Origin of the sequence: Comamonas sp. 7D-2 (assembly GCF_022749555.1) — a bacterium.
GTDB lineage: Bacteria > Pseudomonadota > Gammaproteobacteria > Burkholderiales > Burkholderiaceae_C > Comamonas > Comamonas thiooxydans.
This window is the reverse complement of record NZ_CP094238.1, coordinates 2,495,661-2,517,068: the sequence shown is the minus strand read 5'-3', so window position 1 is coordinate 2,517,068 and position 21,408 is coordinate 2,495,661. Positions and strand designations below refer to the sequence as shown.

The 21,408-nt window shown below is 61.7% G+C and carries 17 protein-coding genes; 10 read left to right on the top strand and 7 right to left on the bottom strand.

What is annotated here, in order from left to right; all coding sequences use genetic code 11:
- Positions 1-4 precede the first annotated feature (4 nt).
- The 8 genes from cyoB (at position 5) to MPZ60_RS11540 (ending at position 6,816) form a co-directional block, all read left to right on the top strand.
- Positions 5-2,011: a cytochrome o ubiquinol oxidase subunit I gene (cyoB, locus tag MPZ60_RS11575; RefSeq protein ID WP_034352370.1), complete on the top strand. Its 2,007-nt coding sequence runs from the start codon at positions 5-7 to the stop codon at positions 2,009-2,011.
- Positions 2,004-2,636 carry a cytochrome o ubiquinol oxidase subunit III gene (gene cyoC, locus MPZ60_RS11570; RefSeq protein WP_003055501.1) on the top strand — a complete coding sequence of 211 codons (633 nt, stop codon included), beginning with the start codon at positions 2,004-2,006 and terminating at the stop codon, positions 2,634-2,636. Before cyoB ends, cyoC begins: the two co-directional genes overlap by 8 nt.
- Positions 2,637-3,062, top strand: a complete 426-nt coding sequence (cyoD, locus tag MPZ60_RS11565; RefSeq protein WP_034352369.1) for a cytochrome o ubiquinol oxidase subunit IV — start codon at positions 2,637-2,639, stop codon at positions 3,060-3,062.
- Between the two features lie 8 nt (positions 3,063-3,070).
- Positions 3,071-3,853 (top strand): SURF1 family protein, encoded by a 783-nt coding sequence (locus MPZ60_RS11560; protein WP_034352367.1) that lies wholly within the window; start codon positions 3,071-3,073, stop codon positions 3,851-3,853.
- Positions 3,854-3,974: 121 nt separating this feature from the next.
- Positions 3,975-5,276: an ATP-binding protein gene (locus tag MPZ60_RS11555; protein ID WP_012838221.1), complete on the top strand. Its 1,302-nt coding sequence runs from the start codon at positions 3,975-3,977 to the stop codon at positions 5,274-5,276.
- 15 nt (positions 5,277-5,291) lie between these two features.
- The gene (locus tag MPZ60_RS11550; protein ID WP_034352364.1) at positions 5,292-5,828 is read left to right on the top strand and encodes a response regulator transcription factor; all 537 of its coding nucleotides are present in this window, start codon (positions 5,292-5,294) and stop codon (positions 5,826-5,828) included.
- A 156-nt stretch (positions 5,829-5,984) separates the two neighbouring features.
- Positions 5,985-6,413, top strand: a complete 429-nt coding sequence (locus MPZ60_RS11545; protein ID WP_034352362.1) for a hypothetical protein — start codon at positions 5,985-5,987, stop codon at positions 6,411-6,413.
- A gap of 151 nt (positions 6,414-6,564) precedes the next feature.
- Positions 6,565-6,816, top strand: a complete 252-nt coding sequence (locus MPZ60_RS11540; RefSeq protein WP_034352572.1) for a hypothetical protein — start codon at positions 6,565-6,567, stop codon at positions 6,814-6,816.
- 368 nt (positions 6,817-7,184) lie between these two features.
- Here MPZ60_RS11540 and clpA read toward each other — a convergent pair whose 3' ends face one another.
- The 3 genes from clpA to dnaE all read right to left on the bottom strand — a co-directional run bounded on the left by clpA (position 7,185) and on the right by dnaE (position 13,669).
- Entirely contained in the window at positions 7,185-9,509 is a 2,325-nt protein-coding gene (clpA, locus tag MPZ60_RS11535) for an ATP-dependent Clp protease ATP-binding subunit ClpA (protein WP_034352360.1), read from the bottom strand.
- Between the two features lie 62 nt (positions 9,510-9,571).
- Positions 9,572-9,937, bottom strand: a complete 366-nt coding sequence (gene clpS / locus MPZ60_RS11530) for an ATP-dependent Clp protease adapter ClpS (protein WP_034349666.1) — start codon at positions 9,935-9,937, stop codon at positions 9,572-9,574.
- Between the two features lie 198 nt (positions 9,938-10,135).
- Positions 10,136-13,669, bottom strand: a complete 3,534-nt coding sequence (gene dnaE / locus MPZ60_RS11525) for a DNA polymerase III subunit alpha (protein WP_034352357.1) — start codon at positions 13,667-13,669, stop codon at positions 10,136-10,138.
- Between the two features lie 240 nt (positions 13,670-13,909).
- On the opposite strand from dnaE, the gene MPZ60_RS11520 reads away from it, so the two are divergent.
- Positions 13,910-14,701, top strand: a complete 792-nt coding sequence (locus tag MPZ60_RS11520) for an outer membrane protein assembly factor BamD (protein WP_003069900.1) — start codon at positions 13,910-13,912, stop codon at positions 14,699-14,701.
- Positions 14,702-14,757: 56 nt separating this feature from the next.
- Here MPZ60_RS11520 and MPZ60_RS11515 read toward each other — a convergent pair whose 3' ends face one another.
- Entirely contained in the window at positions 14,758-16,836 is a 2,079-nt protein-coding gene (locus MPZ60_RS11515) for an ATP-dependent DNA helicase (RefSeq protein WP_052057571.1), read from the bottom strand.
- 136 nt (positions 16,837-16,972) lie between these two features.
- Here MPZ60_RS11515 and MPZ60_RS11510 point away from each other — a divergent pair, with 136 nt between their 5' ends.
- Complete coding sequence (locus MPZ60_RS11510) at positions 16,973-17,746, top strand: PP2C family serine/threonine-protein phosphatase (protein ID WP_034352354.1); 774 nt, start codon at positions 16,973-16,975, stop codon at positions 17,744-17,746.
- A gap of 111 nt (positions 17,747-17,857) precedes the next feature.
- On the opposite strand, the gene MPZ60_RS11505 is transcribed toward MPZ60_RS11510, so the two are convergent.
- The 3 genes from MPZ60_RS11505 to lpdA form a co-directional block, all read right to left on the bottom strand.
- Positions 17,858-18,619, bottom strand: coding sequence for a hypothetical protein (locus MPZ60_RS11505; RefSeq protein ID WP_034352351.1), 762 nt, complete (start codon positions 18,617-18,619; stop codon positions 17,858-17,860).
- Positions 18,620-18,686: 67 nt separating this feature from the next.
- Positions 18,687-19,784 carry a cell division protein ZapE gene (gene zapE, locus MPZ60_RS11500; protein WP_034352349.1) on the bottom strand — a complete coding sequence of 366 codons (1,098 nt, stop codon included), beginning with the start codon at positions 19,782-19,784 and terminating at the stop codon, positions 18,687-18,689.
- Positions 19,785-19,935: 151 nt separating this feature from the next.
- Positions 19,936-21,363 carry a dihydrolipoyl dehydrogenase gene (lpdA, locus tag MPZ60_RS11495; RefSeq protein WP_034352346.1) on the bottom strand — a complete coding sequence of 476 codons (1,428 nt, stop codon included), beginning with the start codon at positions 21,361-21,363 and terminating at the stop codon, positions 19,936-19,938.
- Positions 21,364-21,408: the final 45 nt, after the last annotated feature.

The window sequence follows — 21,408 nt, the reverse complement described above, 5'->3', positions numbered from 1 at the left end:
CAACATGTCTGAAACAACAACCCCGGCCTCCCACTGGCTGTTGGGCCGTATCACATGGGACCAGATTCCCATGACGCATGAGCCCATCGTGCTCTTGACCTTTATTGCCGTGGTGCTTGGCGGCCTCGTCGTGGTCGGCGGCATCACCAAGTTCCGCCTCTGGGCTCCGCTGTGGAACGACTGGATCACCTCCATCGACCACAAGAAGATCGGCATCATGTACATGATCCTCGGTCTGGTCATGTTCCTGCGCGGCTTTGCCGATGCCGTGATGATGCGTCTGCAGCAGTCCATGGCCTTCGGCGACAACATGGGCTACCTGCCTCCTCACCACTACGACCAGATCTTCACGGCCCACGGCGTGATCATGATCTTCTTCGTGGCGATGCCCTTCGTGACCGGCCTGATGAACTACCTGGTTCCTCTGCAGATCGGCGCACGTGACGTGTCCTTCCCGTTCCTGAACAACTTCAGCTTCTGGATGACCACCGGCGGCGCCGTGCTGGTGATGATCTCCCTGTTCCTGGGCGAGTTCTCCACCTCCGGCTGGCTGGCTCTGTCCAATCTGGGGCATCAGAGCGGCAGCACGGGTCTTGATTACTACATCTGGGGCCTGCAGGTCGCCGGTGTGGGCACGACCTTGTCAGGTATCAACCTGATCGTGACCATCATCAAGATGCGCGCTCCCGGCATGAACCTGATGAAGATGCCCGTCTTCACCTGGACTGCCCTGTGCACCAACGCCCTGATCGTGGCATCCTTCCCCGTGCTGACCGCAGCCCTGGTGCTGATGTCGCTGGACCGCTACGTCGGCACCAACTTCTTCACGAACGAGCTGGGCGGCAACCCCATGCTGTACGTGAACCTGATCTGGATCTGGGGTCACCCCGAGGTCTACATCCTGATCCTGCCCTGCTTCGGCGTGTTCTCCGAAATCGTGGCAACGTTCAGCCGCAAGCGTCTGTTCGGCTACACCTCGATGGTTTACGCCACCGTGTGTATCACCATCCTGTCCTACCTGGTGTGGCTGCACCACTTCTTCACCATGGGCTCGGGTGCCAGCGTGAATACCTTCTTCGGTATCACCACGATGATCATCTCCATCCCCACGGGCGCGAAGATCTTCAACTGGCTGTTCACCATGTACCGCGGCCGCATCCGCTTCTCGGTGCCCATGCTGTGGACGGTGGGCTTCATGGTCACCTTCGCCATCGGCGGCATGACCGGTGTGCTGCTGGCCGTGCCTCCCGCAGACTTCGTGCTGCACAACTCGCTGTTCCTGATTGCTCACTTCCACAACGTGATCATCGGCGGCGTGGTGTTTGCCGTGTTTGCCGGCATCAACTACTGGTTCCCCAAGGCTTTCGGCTTCCGACTCAATGAGTTCTGGGGCAAGGCTTCGTTCTGGTTCTGGCTGGTCGGCTTCTGGGTTGCCTTCACTCCCCTGTACATCCTTGGTCTGATGGGCGTGACTCGCCGTGCCAACCACTTCGACGATCCCTCGCTGCAGATCTGGTTCATCATCGCTGCCTGCGGTGCTGCCCTGATCGCTGCCGGTATCGGCTGCTTCTTCATCCAGCTGGCCGTGTCCATCTGGAAGCGCGACGAGCTGCGTGACGTGACCGGCGACCCATGGGAAGGCCGTACCCTGGAGTGGGCCACTTCCTCGCCCCCTCCCCAGTACAACTTCGCCTTCACCCCCGTGGTGCACGACATCGACGCCTGGACCGACATGAAGAAGCATGGCTATCAGCGTCCGCTGAGCGGCTTCGAGCCCATCCACATGCCCGCCAATACCGGCGCCGGCGTGGTGATTGCCGGCCTGTCCACCGTTCTGGGCTTTGCTCTGATCTGGCACATGTGGCCTCTGACGATCGCTTCGTTCGTCGCAACCATCCTGGCTTCGATCATTCATACCTTCAACTACAAGCGTGACTACTACATCCCTGCGGCCGAAGTGGCCACATCGGAAGAAGCACGTACCAAGCAGCTTGCAGCAGCCCATGTCTAATACACATATCAACGCTGGCGGCGCAGCCGCCCTGGCTACTCGCGAGTACCACCTCGCGCACGAGCCTCATCCGGAAAACGGCACCTCGCTGGGCTTCTGGCTCTACCTGATGAGCGACTGCCTGATCTTTGCCGCACTGTTCGCCACCTATGGCGTGCTGGGCCGCAGCTATGCAGGCGGCCCCTCGGGCAAGGATCTGTTCGATCTGTCGCTGGTGGCCGTCAACACGGCCTTCCTGCTGATGTCGTCCATCACCTTCGGCTTTGCCATGCTGCAAAAGCAGAAGAAGAACGTGAACGGCACTCTGCTGTGGCTGGCCGTCACCGGCCTGCTGGGCGCAGCCTTCCTGGCCGTGGAACTCTATGAGTTCCACCACCTGATCCATCAAGGTGCAACGCCTCAGAGCAGCGCCTTCCTGTCGTCCTTCTTCACACTGGTGGGCACGCACGGTATCCACGTGACCTTCGGTCTGGTCTGGCTGATCACCCTGATGATTCAGATCAAGAAGCACGGCCTGATCAACGAGAACGTGCGCCGTATCAACTGCCTGTCCATGTTCTGGCACTTCTTGGACGTGGTCTGGATCGGTGTGTTCACCTTTGTGTATCTGATGGGGGTGCTGTAAATGAGCGCACACGATATCCACGCCGGTCATGACGATCACCACGATCACGACGACCTGCACGTCACCATGGGTGACTATGTAAAGGGCTTCATCCTGGCCGTCATCCTGACCGCCATCCCCTTCTACCTGGTCATGAACAACGTCATCACCGACCGCACCACGGCCGTGGCCGTGCTGGGCCTGTTCGCGGTGGTCCAGGTGCTCGTGCACATGGTGTACTTCCTGCACATGAACGGCAAGATCCAGGGCGGCTGGACCATGCTGTCCACCATCTTCACGGTGATCTTCCTGGCGATTGCGATCTCCGGCACGCTTTGGGTCATGTTCCACATGAACACCAACATGATGCCCGGTCATGAAATGCACCAGGCCGCAGGCCATGCAGATCACGCAGGTCACACAGCTCCCGCAGCTGTCACACCTTGACTGACCTCATGAAGAACCAGAGCGCTGCGCGGCAGCGCTCTCCCTTCGCCAAGGCGATGCTCGCGTTTGTGGGCATCGCCTTGTTTTTAGGCTTCATGGCTCTGGGCACCTGGCAGGTGCAGCGCCGCGCCTGGAAGCTCGATCTCATCGAGCGCGTGGAGCAGCGCGTGCACAGCGCCCCCGTGGCTTTGCCCGAGCCCGGCCAATGGCCGCAGATCAATGCCGCCAGCCACGAGTACCTGCCCGTCAAGGCGCAAGGCCGATGGCTGGACAAGCAAAGCGTGCTGGCCAAGGCCTTGACCGAGGCCGGCGCGGGCTTCTGGCTCATGACGCCGCTGCAGCTGGGCGATGGCACACAGGTTCTGGTCAACCGCGGCTTCACGCCCGAGAAGCTGCGCGGCCAGTGGCTCAGGCAGATTGCCGAAGCCGGGCCATCCGCCGAGACCGTCACCGTCATCGGCCTGATGCGCATGAGCGAGCCCGGCGGCGGCTTTCTGCGCAAGAACGACCCGGCCAACGGCCAGTGGTACTCACGCGATGTCGCCGCCATTGCCCAGGCCCAGGGCCTGGGCAGGCCCGCCCCCTACTTCATAGACCAGGGCGTGCCCGCCAGCAACCCGGCCTATGCCCAGGCAGAGGCCGGCACCGAAGTCCTGCGCCCCGGCATGACGGTCATCCGCTTCCCGAACAGCCATCTGGTCTATGCGCTTACCTGGTATGGGCTGGCCATCATGGTGATCGGAGCGGCCTGGCTGGTACGCCGGCACGACAAGGCGGTTGCCAAAAGCTGATGCCTCCCCCTGAAAAGCGCTCCCCGGAGCGCTTTTTTTCGGCCCTTTAAGGCGGTGCCTACATCAGGAACGCATAGCCCCAGAGGCGTCCGTGGCAGCCCCGCTCGGTGACAATTGCGCGGTGAGCCAAATTTCCGATTCCCTGTTTCGCGTACAGCGCCTGACCGAGCGGCAGAACATGCAGCTGCTGATTCAGCTGCGCTGGATTGCCGTGGTCGGCCAGGTCGTCACCATCTCGCTGGTGCACTACGGCTTTCAGATTGCACTGCCCCTGCTGCCCATGGCGCTGGTGCTCGTGGCCCTGGTGGCCACCAACCTGGCCTATATCTACTGGAGCCAGGGCCTGCACCGCCCCGTGACCTCGCGCAGCGTCTTCTATGCGCTGCTGGCCGATGTGCTGGCCCTGACCATTCAGCTGTACCTGAGCGGCGGCGCCAGCAACCCCTTTATCTATCTGTATCTGCTGCAGGGCATTCTGAGCGCCGTGCTGCTGCCCGCCCACTACACATGGTGCGTGGTCGCGGCCTCTTTTGTCGGAGTCCTGGGCCTGACCCTGTTTCACCAGCCTCTGCATGTGCAGTTCGTGAGTCAGGAAGGCCTGCCCAGCCTCTATGTTGTGGGCGTACTCATCAGCTTTGCGCTGACCAGCATCCTGACCATCGTCTTTCTGACGCGCATCGTCGAGAACACGCGCCGCCGCGACAAGCGCATCTCCAATATGCGCCAGCGCGCCAGCGAGGAAGAACATATCGTGCGCCTGGGCCTGCTGGCCACCGGCGCGGCCCACGAGCTGGGCACACCCATGGCCACCATGTCCGTGATCCTGGGCGACTGGCAGCATATGCCGGCCCTCATGCAGGACGAGGATCTGCGCGAGGACCTGCAGGAAATGCAGCGCCAGCTGCTGCGCTGCAAGTCCATCGTCTCGGGCGTGCTGCTGTCCGCCGGCGAGACCCGGGCCGAAGGCACGGAAAGCACCACCTTTGCGAGCTTTGTGCAAGGCGTGGTCAGCCACTGGCAGACCCATAACAGCCTGCAGCACTTTGCGCTGCACCAGCAGGGCGTGAAGGACTTCGCCATGCTCTCGGATACTGCATTGCAGCAAATGATTTGCAATTTGCTGGACAATGCCCTCGAAGCCTCGCCCGACTGGGTGGAGCTGACCCTGAGCAGCGATCACGACCAGATACGCATCCAGGTGCGCGACCATGGTCCGGGCTTCGATGCCGCCGTGCTGCAGCAGTTGGGCCAGTGCCATGTCTCCACCAAACAGGAGCGTCCTGGCCGCGGCCTGGGCCTGTTTCTGGTGACCAACGTGGCCCGCGCCCTGGGCGGCCGCGTTCATGCCGGCAATCTGCCGGCTCAGCAAGGCGGAGGTGCTCTGGTGGAGGTCAGCCTGCCCCAGTCCGCTCTCGCGATTTAAGACATTGTGGTTTGCATGGAAGAAGACCGTTTACTGCTGCTGGTTGAAGATGACGCGGCATTTGCACGCACCCTCAAGCGCTCGTTCGAGCGCCGGGGCTACCGTGTGCTGCATGCCACCAGCGGCGAGGAAGTGCAGCTGCTGCTGACCCAGCAGCGGCCGCAATATGCGGTCATGGACCTGAAGCTGGCCGGCAATGCCTCGGGCCTGAACTGCGTGCAGATGCTGCATCTGCACAACCCCGATGCGCTCATCGTCGTTCTCACCGGCTACGCAAGCATTGCCACGGCCGTGGAAGCCGTCAAGCTGGGCGCCTGCCACTACCTGGCCAAGCCCTCGAATACCGACGATATCGAAGCCGCCTTCGGGCGAGTCGAAGGCCGCACCGATGTGGAAGTCAGCAGCCAGACCACCTCCATCAAGACGCTGGAATGGGAGCATATTCACGAGACCCTGGCCGAGTCCGGCTTCAACATCTCCGAGGCCGCACGCCGCCTTGGCATGCACAGGCGCACCCTGGCGCGCAAGCTGGAAAAGCGCCAGGTCAAGTGACTGGCGTCAGGCTCAAATAGCAATGTTGATAGCTGGCACCGCTTCTCCGCATTGCCTTTCAAATACAAAAGTATCTGAAATCGTCATGCAGCAAGCGATAACAGCTCCTTTTTTCATTGGTTTCGCGGCCTCGTTCCAGCGCACCGGCAGACGTCCATGAAGCAGCAGCAACAGCGGCAACCCCGACTCATAGGAGCCACCGGCCTCGGCCTGCTGGTTCTGTCCTATGCAACTGCCCTGCCCTGGCTGCTACGGGGCGAAGCCGTGGACCTGGTGCCTTTTCTCTGCGCCCTGGTCTTTGGCTGTTGCCTCATCCGTCCTGTCACGCTCGCCTTCGAGCGCGCATCCAAGCGTGCCAAGGCCCTGGCCGTCACGCTGCTGGCCCTGCTTGCCGCCGCCATCGCGACCGCCGTGGCCGGCGGCCATGTTCAAAGCTGGCTCGCGCATCTGCGCACCATGCCGCTGTGGCAGGCCAACCACCTCTTCTTTCTGTTCTTTGCCTTGCTGCCTCTGAGCAAGGGCATCATCGTCGCCGCGCTCAATTTCATCAGCCAGGTCGCACGCGGCACAGCAGGCAGGCCCTAGGCATGCTCCAAAGCCGTTTTCTTGCGGCAGTCCGGCTCAGCAACCTGGGCCGGCCATCACGACAGGGCAGCGCACCGGGTCCGGTCCGAGTCGGCCGCGAAGCCCCGCATTCACGGCTGAGCCATCTATAGTTGCGGCGGAGATGCATATCATGAAAACCCTGGGCCGACTTGTTCTCTCTGCCTTTCTGGCACTGCTTGCCAGTCTCGCCGTGGCGGCGCTTTTTCTGCCGTTTCACAGCATCTTCCTGCCGCCCGACGGGGTCAGCTGCCTGAATGAGGGCATCTCGGGGTGTATGCGCGCGCTGGAGATAAGCCTGCTCGTCTACGGCCCCCTGTTCTCTATCATCGGCGTTCTGATCGGCACGCCGATCTTCATGCTGCTTCTGTACCTGCGCGATTGATCAGGCAGCTCTGCCCCGGCATTGTGGAGCGGCTCCATCGTATCCGCGACCTGATCGTCGTCCGCAGGACACAACATTCCGCCAAAGCCTGCGCCCATTCAGGCTGCAAACACCGAAACGACCGCAATGGCGGCTGCTGCATCCGCCAGGGCCAGTCCATAGGAACTGATGGGCGAATCATCATTCATAGCTGGCTTCGCCCGCTACCAGAAGTACTCAGGCATAAAAGCACCTGAATTACATGCCAAACAAGCGATAAAAGCTCTCATAAAAAGAGCAAACACAGGCCAGGCGGACAACAAAAAACCGGCAGTGTCTCCACTGCCGGTCTCTGGTTTCAGCACCCCATACGGGCGCTGACGAAGGCCTTATTCGGCCACGGCCTGCTCGGGCTCGGCCTTGGGTGCGTCCTTGGGCAGCTCGGTAATGGTGAGCTTGACATCACCCTTGCCTTCGTTGCCCGCTTCGTCCCAGTCCACTTCCAGGCGTCCGCCATTGGTCAAACGACCGAACAGCAGCTCATCGGCCAGCGAGCGGCGGATGGTGTCCTGGATCAGGCGCTGCATGGGGCGTGCACCCATGAGCGGATCGAAGCCCTTCTTGGCCAGATGCTTGCGCAGGTTGTCGCTGAAGGTGACCTCCACCTTCTTCTCGGCCAGTTGCTGCTCGAGCTGCAGCAGGAACTTGTCGACCACGCGCAGAATGATCTGCTCGTCCAGCGGCTTGAAGCTGACGATGGCATCCAGACGGTTGCGGAACTCGGGCGTGAACAGGCGCTTGATATCGCCCATTTCGTCACCGGCTTCACGCGGGTTCGTGAAACCGATGGTGGCCTTGTTCATGGTCTCGGCACCCGCATTCGTGGTCATGATGATGATCACGTTGCGGAAGTCGGCCTTGCGCCCGTTGTTGTCGGTCAGCGTGCCGTGATCCATGACCTGCAGCAACACGTTGAAGATGTCCGGATGCGCCTTTTCGATTTCATCGAGCAGCAGCACCGAATGCGGCTTCTTGGTCACGGCCTCGGTCAGCAGACCTCCCTGATCAAAACCCACATAGCCGGGAGGAGCGCCGATCAGTCGGCTGACCGCATGACGCTCCATGTACTCGGACATGTCGAAGCGGATCAGGTCCACGCCCAGGATATAGGCCAGTTGCTTGGCGGCTTCCGTCTTGCCGACGCCCGTGGGGCCGGAGAACAGGAAGGAGCCGATCGGCTTGTCCGGCTTGCCCAGGCCCGAGCGCGCCATCTTCACGGCAGACGACAGCACTTCCAGTGCCTTGTCCTGTCCGAAGACCACGCTCTTCAAGTCACGCTCCAGCGTCTGCAGCTTGCTGCGGTCGTCGTTGCTGACGTTGGCCGGCGGAATGCGGGCGATCTTGGCCACGATGGCTTCGATCTCGGCCTTGCCGATGGTCTGCTTGCGCTGGGCTTCGGGCGCGATACGCTGGGCAGCACCGGCCTCATCGATCACGTCGATGGCCTTGTCGGGCAGGTGACGGTCGTTGATGTACTTGGCCGACAGCTCGGCAGCAGCCTGCAGGGCTTCCTGCGCATAGGTGATGCTGTGGTGCTCCTCGAAGCGCGACTTCAGGCCCTTGAGGATGTCCACGGTCTCGGCCACCGTAGGCTCGACCACATCCACCTTCTGGAAGCGGCGCGACAGGGCCGCGTCTTTTTCGAAAATGCCACGGTATTCCGTGAAGGTGGTCGCGCCGATGCAGCGCAACTGACCGCTGGACAGCGCAGGCTTGAGCAGATTGGACGCGTCTAGCGTGCCGCCCGAGGCCGCACCGGCGCCGATCAGCGTGTGGATCTCGTCGATGAACAGGATGGCATGCGGCTTGTCCTTGAGCGACTTGAGCACGCCCTTGAGGCGCTGCTCGAAATCGCCGCGGTACTTGGTGCCGGCCAGCAGCGCGCCCATGTCCAGCGAGTAGACCACGCCTTCCTTGAGCACCTCGGGCACCGTGCCCTCGGTGATGCGCCAGGCCAGACCCTCGGCAATCGCGGTCTTGCCCACACCGGCTTCGCCCACCAGCAGCGGGTTGTTCTTGCGACGGCGGCAGAGGATCTGGATGGTGCGCTCGACCTCGTACTCGCGCCCGATCAGCGGATCGATCTTGCCTTCCTTGGCAGCCTGGTTCAGGTTCAGCGTGAACTGCTCCAGCGGCGAGGCCTTTTCATTGCGCTCGCCAGCCGCGCCTTCTTCGCTCTCCGAGGGAGACTCGGCCTTGGCAGGCTCGGGCGGCTCGCCCTTCTTGATGCCATGAGCAATGTAGTTGACCACGTCCAGGCGTGTCACGCCCTGCTGGTGCAGGTAGTACACGGCATGCGAGTCCTTTTCGCCGAAGATGGCCACGAGCACATTGGCGCCCGTCACCTCCTTCTTGCCGTTGCCTGTGGACTGCACATGCATGATGGCGCGCTGAATCACACGCTGGAATCCCAGCGTGGGCTGCGTATCCACCTCTTCGGTGCCGTCCACCTGCGGTGTGTTGTCCTTGATGAAGTTGGACAGCGATGAACGCAGGTCGTCGATATTGGCCGCGCATGCGCGCAGCACTTCAGCTGCACTGGGGTTGTCCAGCAGGGCGAGCAGCAGATGCTCCACGGTGATGAACTCGTGACGCTGCTGACGGGCCTCGACAAACGCCATGTGCAAGCTGACTTCCAGTTCTTGAGCGATCATGTGCGACTCCTTTCGGCTTGCTTGGTTGACTCTCTGCTAACTAATCTGAGGGCGGACTGCGCTTATTCAACAGGCTCGAATGTGGCCTGCAACGGATGGCCCGCTTTCTGGGCCGCCTGCAGTACCTGCTCGACCTTGGTCGCCGCCACATCCTGGCTGTAGACGCCGCAGACACCACGGCCGTCCAAATGAATCTTGAGCATGATCTGCGTGGCCGATTCGCGGTCCTTGCCGAACAGCTCCTGCAGCACGGCAATCACGAACTCCATGGGCGTGAAGTCGTCGTTGAGCATCACCACCTGATACATGCGTGGCGGCTGCAGCCGCTGGCGGCGCCGCTCGAGCACCAAGGAATCTCCATCGTCAGGCGTTCTGATCGCTGGCGAGACCGGGGGAATTGATGGGAGTTGGGTAGCCATGAAATCCATTCTAGCGAGCCGTTGCAATGTTTTTGCGCTGGCATATGCATAGCATTGTTAGGGATTTCAAGGCGGCCGGAAGCAAATTTGGCAAAACCAAGGGAAATCCATGGAAATCCCTTACCCAGCAAGCGCTCTGCGCTATCAAAAATTCAGGCACTTATCCGACATTCGAGTGCAGGCAGCTCGCAAGGGCTGCCATGCTGCCTATTCATAAACCACTTTGACCTGGCCTGCCGCTGCCGAGCCATACCAGGCAGCCAGTGCGGCATCCGAGGGATAGAAGCGACTGCTCTCGCCCAGCGCCAGCTCGCAACTGGCCGAGCCGCGCTCGTCGCGGCATACCAGGTCCAGACGTACCTTGACGCCATGGTTGATATTACCGCTCTCGGTTTCCTCGACCTTGGCCGGGAACTGGCGCAGCAGCGCCGGCACATCGGGCATCTTCTCCCCGACGCTGACCTGCAGATAGCGCGCAAAACGGCAGCGCGCATCGGCCAGGCTCCACATCTGCTGCACCTTCATGCGCAGGCCGCCGCTGAAGCGGTCGGGCTGGAGACGGCCCGAAACCACGACAAACTCGTCCTCCTTGAGCACGTCGGCGCAAGCTGCCATGGTTTTTTCGTCAACCGAGGCCTCGATCACCGCCGATTTGTCGTCCAGCGTAAAGATGCTCAGCCTGCCGCGCTGGCCGTTGATGGTGCGCAGCCCGCCGATGATGCCGGCCATGGTCTGCGGCTCGCGGCTGTCGCGCATCTCGCCGATCGGGGTGCGCACGAAGCGGCGCACTTCGGCCTCGACCTCGTCGAACAGATGGCCTGTCAGATAGAAGCCGATGGCCGTTTTTTCCAGCGTCAGCTTTTCCTTGACGCCCCAGGGCAGCACATCGGCCATGGGTGGCTCCGCCGTGCTCGAGCCCAGCGCATCATCGCCCATCATGTCGAACAGACCGCCCTGATCGGCATTGGCAATCGAGGTCGCCGCAAAGCCGAAGGCCGTGTCCAGCGTCGCCATCAGCGAGGCGCGGTTCATGTCTATCGTGTCAAAGGCGCCGCCCTTGATCAAGGCTTCCACGGTGCGCTTGTTGATGCGGCTGCGATCCACGCGCAGGCAGAAGTCGAACAAGCTCTTGAACGGACCTTTCTCGTGGCCGTTGGGGCCCGTGCCCTCGCCGTTGCGCGCAGCCACAATGGCTTCGATGGCCGCCTGCCCCGTTCCCTTGATGGCTCCGAGGCCGTAGCGTATGACCTTGTCGGTCACCGGCTCGAAGCGGTACACACCGCGGTTCACATCGGGCATCTCGAAAGTGATGCCCATCTTGAGCGCATCCTCGTACAACACCTTGAGCTTGTCGGTGTTGTCCATTTCCACGGTCATATTGCCGCAGTAGAACTCGGCCGTGTAGTGCACCTTGAGCCAGCCCGTGTGATAGGCCAGCAGGGAGTAGGCTGCCGCGTGCGACTTGTTGAAGCCGTAGCCCGCGAACTTCTCCATCAGGTCGAAGACCTCGTCGGCCTTTTCCTCGGACAGTCCGTTCTTGGCCGCACCCTCGCGGAAGATGCCCCGGTGCTTGACCATCTCCTCGACCTTCTTCTTGCCCATGGCCCGGCGCAGCAAGTCGGCGCCGCCCAGCGAGTAGCCGCCCAGCACCTGGGCGGTCTGCATCACCTGCTCCTGGTAGACCATGATGCCGTAGGTTTCGGCCAGCACCGACTCGACCAGCGGATGCGGGTACTCCACGACTTCCTGCCCGTGCTTGCGGGCAATGAAGGTGGGAATCAGGTCCATGGGACCGGGGCGGTAGAGAGCGTTCAGCGCAATCAGGTCTTCCAGACGCGAGGGCTTGGCCTCCTTGAGCATCTGCTGCATGCCGCGCGATTCAAACTGGAAGACGGCTTCGGTCTTGCCATCCGAGAACAGCTTGTAGGTCGGATAGTCGTCCAGCGGAATGTTCTCGAACTGGAAGTTCTCCTGACCCTTGTGGCGCTTCATGATGAATTCGCGCGCAATCTCCAGGATCGTCAGCGTGGCCAGACCCAAAAAGTCGAACTTCACCAGGCCCACGGCTTCCACGTCGTCCTTGTCGTACATGGCCACGGCCGAGGTACTGCCGGGCTGCTGGTACAGCGGACAAAAATCGGCCAGCCTGCCCGGCGCAATCACCACGCCGCCGGCGTGCATGCCGATGTTTCGCGTCATGCCCTCCAGGCTCTGCGCCATCTCGATCAGGGTCTTGACGTCCTCCTCGCGCTCGATGCGCTCGGCCAGAATCGGCTCCTCCTTGATGGCATAGGTGTATTTGTCGCCTTCCTTGGGCGGATTGGGCGGATACTTGAGCGTGACATGCAGGCCGGGCTTGTTCGGGATCAGCTTGGAGATGCCGTCGCAGAAGGTGTAGCTCATGTCCAGCACGCGGCCCACGTCACGGATGGCCGCACGTGCGGCCATGGTGCCGAAGGTGGCGATCTGGCTCACGGCATCGCGGCCGTAGCGATCCTTGACATAGTCGATCACGCGGTCGCGGTTCTGCTGGCAGAAGTCCACGTCAAAGTCGGGCATGGACACGCGCTCGGGGTTCAGGAAACGCTCGAACAGCAGGTTGTATTCCAGCGGGTCGAGATCGGTCACCTTGAGCACATAGGCCACCAGCGAGCCGGCACCCGAGCCACGGCCCGGCCCCACTGGGCAGCCATTGGCCTTGGCCCACTTGATAAAGTCCGACACGATAAGAAAGTAGCCCGGAAAGCCCATCTTCATGATGGTGCCCAGCTCGAACTCCAGCCGCTCCACATAGCGCGAACGCTGGGCGTCGCGCTTGGCCGCATCGGGATAGAGGTGGACCAGGCGCTCCTCCAGCCCCTGGTAGGACTCGTGGCGGAAGAACTCGTCCATGCTCATGCCGGACGGCACGGGGAAATTGGGCAACTGCGGGTTGCCCAACTCCAGCGTCAGGCTGCAGCGGCGGGCAATTTCGATGGTGTTCTCGATCGCGCTCGGAATGTCGGCAAACAGCTGCTCCATTTCGGCAGCGGTCTTGAAATACTGGTCGCGGGTGAACTTGCGCACCCGCTTGGCATTGCCCAGGATCTCGCCTTCGGCAATGCAAACGCGGGCCTCGTGGGCCTCGTAATCGTCGGGCTTGGCATACTGGATCGGGTGCGTCGCCACCACCGGCAGATTCAAGCGGCTGGCCAGTTTCACGGCCGCCAGCACATGCGACTCGTCATCGGCACGGCCCGCGCGCTGCAGCTCGATATAGAAGCGGTGCGGGAACATGGTTGCCAGGCGCTGGGCAATCTCGGCCGCCCCTTTTTCATCACCACGGGTGAGAGCAATGCCCACGGGGCCGGCTTGCGCACCGGACAGCACGATCAGTCCCTCGCCCAGTTCCTGCAGCCATTCCCACTTGTGCTGCGCCTGATCACGCACTACATTGCGCGTCCAGCCACGTGCCAGCAGCTCGGCAATATTGTGGTAGCCCTGCTTGCTCTGCACAAGAACGATGATCCGCGAAGGCGGCGCATCGCCCAGCCCTTCGAGCATGATCTCGGCGCCCAGCAGAGGCTTGACGCCCTTGCCACGGCCTTCGCGATAGAACTTGATGCCGCCAAACAGATTGTTGAAGTCGGTAATGGCCATCGCCACCTGCCCGTCTTCGGCAGCGGCCTTGATCATGGCATTGACGCGGGTGGTTCCGTCGACGACGGAGAATTCGGTGTGCAGGCGCAGATGGACAAACATGGCCGCTATTGTAGGAAGAGCGCTTCGTCCCTGCGGACTCAATGCCTCTAGATTCGCTGCGGCCGTAGCGTAAAGACGCCAGCAACTCGCGAGCGCGATCCGGCGGCCCATTACAATGCGTCGATCCTTTTTCAGGAAGGTCCGGTCCTGGTGGTGTATGGTGTAGGTTTTGCGCCTTGCCGCCAGATGCGACGGGCCTGCCTCCTATTACCGCTAATGATTGTCAGAAAACTGTCCACCATGCCGCGTATTTCACTGACTCTAGTCCCTGCCGTGTTAATCGCCGCCACGCTGGCGGGATGCTCCAGCACCAAGGACGACCCGACGGCCAAGTGGACACCCGAGCGCATCTATACCGAAGCGCGCGATGAATCTTCCTCCGGCGCCTATGACAAGGCCGTGCCGCTGTTTGAAAAGCTCGAAGGCCGTGCCGCCGGCACGCCACTGGCCCAGCAGGCTCAGCTGGAAAAAGCCTATGCCCAGTACAAGGCCGGCGAAAAAGTGCAAGCTCTGGCCACGCTGGACCGTTTCACCAAGCTGCATCCTGCCAGCCCTGCCATGGACTATGCCCTCTACCTCAAGGGCCTGGTCAACTTCAATGACAACCTGGGCATGTTCGGCTGGCTGACCCGCCAGGATCTGTCCGAGCGCGACCAGAAAGCCGCCAAGGACTCCTTCGAGTCCTTCCGCGAACTGGTGACCCGCTTTCCAGATTCCAAGTACTCCGATGATGCCCGCCAGCGCATGCAGTACATCGTGAACTCGCTGGCCCAGTACGAAGTCCATGTCGCCAAGTACTACTACAGCCGAGGAGCCTATGTGGCGGCCATTGCCCGTGCGCAGGCTGCCATCAAGGACTACCAGAACGTGCCTGCGGTGCGCGAAGCCATGGTGATCCTCGTCAAATCCTATGACGCCCTGGGCATGACTCAGCTGCGGGACGACGCCCAGCGCGTGCTGGAGAGCAGCTATGGCGCCAACACCGAGCAAAGCGTAGAGAAGAAAAAAGAATCCTGGTGGAAGCTTTGGTAAGCAGCGTTTGCCGCCCAAGGGACAAAAGGATGCGTCAAGCGCATCCTTTTTCATTTCTACGCCTCTGAATCCTGCGCCGGCGTCTGCCCGCCGTCGCGCCTGGCATGTTGCGCCGACAACTGCTCCAGCGCCGCCTCGAACTCCGGCTGACTGCCCAGCACGCGCATGGGAGGCAGCGCCGACATCAACTCCGCTCTATAGCCCATAGTCATCAAGCGGCTGTCGCAGATGACCAGCACGCCACGATCGGCTTCACTGCGGATCAGACGCCCGGCCCCTTGCTTGAGGGCCAGTGCCGCCTCGGGCAGCATGTAATCATGAAACGCCCCTCGCCCCACGCTCTCCAGCAGTCGCGAACGGGCTTCGACCAGCGGGTCGTCAGGTGGCGGAAACGGAAGCTTGTCGATCACCACCAGCTGCAGCATGTCGCCGGGCAGGTCCACCCCCTCCCAGAAAGTGGCGGAAGCCACCAGAACAGCTCCTCGTCCGGCTGCTGCCCCGGCGGCCATAAAGCGCTGAATCAAGGCCAGCTTGGGCGCCTCGCCCTGCACCAGCACATCGAGATCAGCAAACAGGCCCAGGCTGGTGCGCAGCGATGCGCTGATCGCATGCAAGGCCTTGAGGGTGGTAGTCAGCACCAGGGTGCGGCCGCCTATGCGCTGCGCCGCATCCAGCACCAACTGGGCGACCTGCTGGCTGTGCTGTGCGCTGCCGGCCGCAGCAAAGGGCTGGGGGACATAGACACCGGCTTGCCGATGGTAGTCGAACGGGCTTTCCACCTGCAGCACCTGTGCTCCGCGCAGGCCGCAGGACTCGACAAACCAGCTCAGCTGGGCATCATTGCCCAACGTGGCCGAGGTGAAAATCCAGGCCTTCTTCCTTGAAGGATCGGGCTCCTCGCCCTGGTCCGTGCCGGCATCCTCCAGCGAGCGCTGAAGCAGCCGCTGCTGCATGATGCGGGCAATCGACAGCGGCGACTCCAGCATGCGCAGATACTGCGCTCCGACCTCCAGCCAGCGCACGCATTCATCATCTGCAGGAGCAGCAAAGCGTGCCAGTCGCGCGAGCAACTCTGCGCCGCGCTCATACAGACGCTGCAGCTCTGCCCCTACCCCCTCCAGACTTGAGAGTGGAATCAACAGGGCACGCAGGCTCTGCCCCAGCCGCACCAGTGCCGCACGCCATTTCACTGCATCCAGTCCCTGCGGGGTCACCGCTTGCCACGCAAGCCGTCCTCCGACCGGAGGCTTGCCGGCCTGCAGGCGCAGCTCACGCATGGCCTGCTCCAGCGTGGCACAGAGAACCAGCCAGTCGGCCATGCCGCGCGCATGTTCCTGCGTCAGCCTGAGGGCATCACGTGCATACCCCACCAACTGCTGACTGGACAGAGCCTCTCCGGCAAACTGCACGCCGATGTCGTTAAGCCGATGGGCTTCATCGATAACCACCACGCCGGTGTTGGGCAAAAGATGAGCCATGCCGCTGTCGCGCACATCGAGATCGGCAAACAGCAGGTGATGGTTGACCACCACCACGTCGGCCTCCAACGCCTGCTGACGCGCCTGGTTGACATGACAGCCCTGCCAGTGCGGGCAGTCAGACCCCATGCAATTGTCCTTGGTGGAGCTCACCAAGGGCATCACAGGGGAGCGCTCATCCAGCGCTGTCAGCTCGGCAAGATCGCCGGTACGCGTGACCCTGGCCCAGCGCTCAACATCGGCCACGGCGCGCAGCACCTGCGGATCCTGGGGAGCCGAGCGGCCCTGGCGCACACGCTCCAGCCGCTCCGTACATAGATAGGAAGAACGCCCCTTGAGCCTGGCCATGCGCAGAGGCAGGCCCAGACCATGAACCAGGCGCGGAAGATCACGGGCAAACAACTGGTCCTGCAGCGCCTTGGTGGCCGTGGACACCAGCACGCGCTGACCGCTGAGCAAGGCAGGCACCAGATAAGCGTAGGTCTTGCCAACACCCGTGCCGGCCTCCACCACCAGCACCCCGCCCGTCTCTATGGCCTGAGCCACCGCCAGGGCCATGCGGGTCTGGCCTGGGCGCGGCGTGAATGCGGGCTCAGCCAGCGAGAGCGCACCTTGCTGTGCAAACACCTGCGCGACCGCCTCCTGCAAATGAGTCAAAACCGTTTCACCTTCCAACAAGCCAAGTCAGCGCAAGCTCACATAAGATCGCAAATGTTCGCCGAGGCCCAGCCTCTGGCCGATAAAATGTTACGCAACGTTAAATCTCGCTCCGCGAGCGCACTCGCACACACTCATGTCATCCAGCTACCGCATTCAGGCGGCCACCGGCATTCATCGCGGTGACCGAGAATACCAGCAGGACCAGGTTCTGCTCATGGCGCATCCCTATGCCAAGGGCTGCATTCTCTGCGTGGTAGCCGATGGCATGGGCGGGCGCAGCGGTGGGAGAAAGGCATCCGATCAGGTCATGCTGACGGCCCGCCAGGTTTTCGAGCGCTTTGAGCCCGCCAAGGAAGACTGCACACGCATGCTGCGCACCATTGTGCAGGATGCCCACACCGTCATTCGCCTTACCGCCATAGCAGCGGAACAGGAGCCCCACAGCACCATCGCGGTCTTTGTGGTCCTGCCCGACAGTCGCTGCCACTTCATGCACTCCGGCGATTCACGGCTCTACCATTTTCGCGGCTCTTCCCTCATGCACCGTTCGCTTGATCACTCCTATGTACAGGCACTGGTCGACCGCGGCGAGCTCACCGAAACCGAGGCTCAGTACCACCCACAGTCCAATATCTTGCTGGGCTGCCTGGGTGCCGAGCCGCCGCCGCCCATGAGCCACCACATGATTGAGAAACTGCTGCCGGGCGACAGCTTGATGGCCTGCTCGGACGGCCTGTGGCATTACTTCACCGCACAGGAGCTGGGCACTGTGCTTGACGGACTCTCGCCACGCGAAGCCTCGCAATTTCTGATTGAAAAAGCCAGGCGGCGCGCGGCCGGGGGTGGTGACAACCTCTCGCTGGCAATACTCAAGCTGGATACCTCAGCCGCAGCGGCAAACGCTTGAAGAGCCATTCAGTCCAGACAATCCAAGACGGCTTGAGCGCCTTGGAAACGGGCGCTTGCAGCAATGCTTTCGGTAGCACCCTGCTGTAGAGCACTGCCGATCCTCAATGTATCAGGGAGCAGGTGCTGGCAGCGGCGCCGCCGTCTGACCGCGCTCCTTGGCCTGCTGCAAAGCCCTGGCTTTGTGCTCGGCCGCAGCCTTTAGCTTGGCCTCATGATCTGCCCGGGCCTTGGCTTCACGCTCGGCTCGCCCCTGATCGGCCTGGACACGGTTTTGCTCGTGGCGGCGCACATAGTCGGCCTGCTTGCTGGCACGCTGCTGAGCCTCGGTCTGGCGCTGGGCCTGCGCCGCCTGCTCGTCAACCGCAGGTTTGGCACCCGGGCCGGTGGGCTGGGGCTGGCTCTTGCCGTTCTTCTCGCGTTGCTGCGACTTCATGGGAACGGCAGCGTTTTCGGCTTTTTTCTCTTCAATGGCCTTCAGCTTGGCCGCCGCCTTTTCCTTGCGCTCCGCGTCGTTGATTTCCAGCTCGCGCGCACGCAGGGGCGCATCTTTTTCACGTGCCGCCCTACGGGCATCGGCCAGACAACCCTCCACGGCAAACTTCTGGTAGCAGAGCTTTTCATCAGCCACGCGCTGCTGCTCGATGACGGCACGCTTGCTGAGAATCTCGTCGCGCTCGGCTTCACGCTGCTGGTGCAGTTGCTGGCGCGCCTTGTCGGCAACCTCCTTCTGTGCCTGCTTGTCGGTCTGCTGCGCCGAATCCACCTTTACCTGGGCCATGGCCGGCACACAAGCCAGCCAGATGGCGGCCAGAGGCGCCAGTGCAAAGCCTGCAATGCGGCGGCGGATCAGCTGGGCAAGGATAGTGGGCATCGTCATCAACTCAGAACTCGAAGTACAGGCTGGCATCTTAAAGCCGCAGGCAGTTGCCCGCAGGCGATCAGGTCAAGCTGGTGTCCACCACGCGGCGCTCAAGCGCCAGATATTCCTTGGAGCGCATCTCATTCAGACGCGAGACGGTGCGCGGGAACTCGTGGGACAGAGGACCTTCGGTATAGATCTTCTCGGGCGGCACTGCAGCCGACAGGATGAGCTTGACATGGCGATCGTAGAGCACGTCCACCAGCAGCGTAAAGCGCCGCGCGGCCGAAGCCATGTTCACATGCAGCTCTGGCACATCGGACAGCAAGATGGTGTGAAACTGCGTGGCAATTTCCAGATAGTCATTTTGCGAGCGCGGGCCGCCGCAGAGTTCGCGGAAGTCAAACCACACGACGCCACCAGCACGGCGCTTGGCCGCGATCTTGCGGGTCTCGATCTGCATCACCGGCTCTTCGTCATGGGCTTCGGCCAGGCGATCGAAGGTCTCCTGCATCGCAGCATCGGCTTCCGGGCCCAATGGGCAATGATAGAGCTTGGCGTCTTCGAGAGTGCGGCGGCGATAGTCGGTGCCGTTGTCCACGTTCACCACTTCCATGCGCTCCTTGAGCAGGGCAATCGCAGGCAGGATCCGGTCGCGGTGCAAGCCACCGGGATAGAGGCCGTCGGGCTCGAAGTTGGAGGTCGTCACAAAGCCCACGCCGTTGGCAAACAGCGACTCGAGCAGCTTGTAGAGAATCATGGCATCGGTGATGTCGGCGACATGAAACTCGTCAAAACAGATCAGCTTGTACTTCTTGGCGATCTTGGCGCCAAGGGCATCGAGCGGATTCTGCGTGCCTTGCATGAGATGCATCTCGCGGTGCACCTCGCGCATGAATTCGTGAAAGTGCAGCCGCACCTTGCGCTTGAGGGGCACGGCGTTGAAGAAGCATTCCATCAGAAAGCTCTTGCCGCGCCCCACCCCACCGTACATATAGACGCCCTTGGGCAGATCGGGGTGATTGATCAATTTCTTGAGAGCATTGGAGCGCTTGCCCTTGTACACGGCCCACTCGTCGGCACAGCGCTGCAACGCATCGACTGCACGCAACTGCGCGGGATCGCTTTTGAAACCCTTGGCGGCCAGTTCCGCCTCGTAGGCTTGTCTTACATTCACCGTCTTGTCTCCAGATGCTCAAAAAACAATAGCTGCTACCGCTTATGCACTAAGCGTTAGCAGCCATTTTGTTCTGAATTCTAAAAGAAACTCAGCCTGCGCGCGGGCACTTCACAGCCATGTCAAAACCTGCGCGCAAGACTGAAAAAACTTAGAAGTTCAGGGTGCGCTTGTCCACAGCCAGAGCCGCTTCCTTGGTGGATTCGGACAGCGAGGGGTGAGCGTGGCAGATACGGGCGATGTCTTCGCTCGATGCCTTGAACTCCATGGCCACCACGGCTTCGGAAATCAGCTCGGACACCATGGGACCCACCATGTGCACGCCCAGGATTTCGTCAGTCTCGGCGTCGGCCAGGAACTTGACCATGCCGGTCGTGTCGCCCAGTGCACGCGCGCGGCCGTTGGCCAGGAAGGGGAAGGAGCCAGCCTTGTACTTGACGCCTTCAGCCTTGAGCTGCTGCTCGGTACGACCCACCCATGCCACTTCGGGGCTGGTGTAGATCACCGAAGGCAGAGTGGCGAAGTTCACATGGCCGTGCTGGCCGGCAATGCGCTCGGCCACGGCCACGGCTTCTTCCTCGGCCTTGTGCGCCAACATGGGGCCACGCACCACGTCGCCCACAGCCCACACGCCAGGCAGATTGGTCTTGCACAGATCGTCCACCACGATGGCGCCGCGCTCGTCCAGGGCCAGGCCCACGGCTTCTGCGTTCAGGCCGATGGTGTTGGCGGTACGGCCGATCGACACGATCAGCTTGTCCACTTCCAGGGTCTGGGCTTCGCCCTTGGCGTTGGTGTAGGCAACGGTCACGCCCTTCTTGCCGGACTTGACTTCACCGATCTTCACGCCCAGCTCGATCTTCAGACCTTGCTTGTCGAAAGCCTTCTTGGCTTCCTTGGCGATCTGCTCATCCACCACGGGCAGGAACTTGTCCATGCCTTCGAGCACGGTCACTTCCGTGCCCAGACGGCGCCAGACCGAGCCCATTTCCAGACCGATCACACCGGCACCGATCAGGCCCAGCTTCTTGGGAGCCTTGCCCAAGCTCAGAGCGCCGTCGTTGGACAGGATGTTTTCTTCGTCGAAAGCCACGCCGGGCAGGGCACGGGCGTTGGAGCCAGTGGCCACCACGATCTGCTTGCCTGTGATGACTTCCTCTTCCTTGCCGGCAACCTTGATTTCATAGCCGCCTTCGACAGCCTTGACGAAGGAGCCGCGGCCGTGGAAGAAAGTGACCTTGTTCTTCTTGAACAGGTACAGGATGCCGTCGTTGTTCTGCTTCACGATCGCTTCCTTGCGGGCGATCATTTTGGCCACGTCCATCTCGACCTTGCCGGTGGAGATGCCGTGATCAGCAAAGTGCAGCTTGGCATGCTCGAAATGCTCGGAAGACTGCAGCAGCGCCTTGGAGGGAATGCAGCCCACGTTGGTGCAGGTGCCGCCGGGGGCAGCGCCGCCAGCGGCGTTCTTCCACTCGTCGATACAGGCGACGTTGAAACCCAGTTGTGCAGCGCGGATGGCAGCGATGTAGCCGCCGGGGCCTGCGCCGATCACGACGACGTCAAATTGCTTGCTCATGATTTGAATCTTTTCTCTGTTTAACTCGAAAAAAGCCCACCGCTT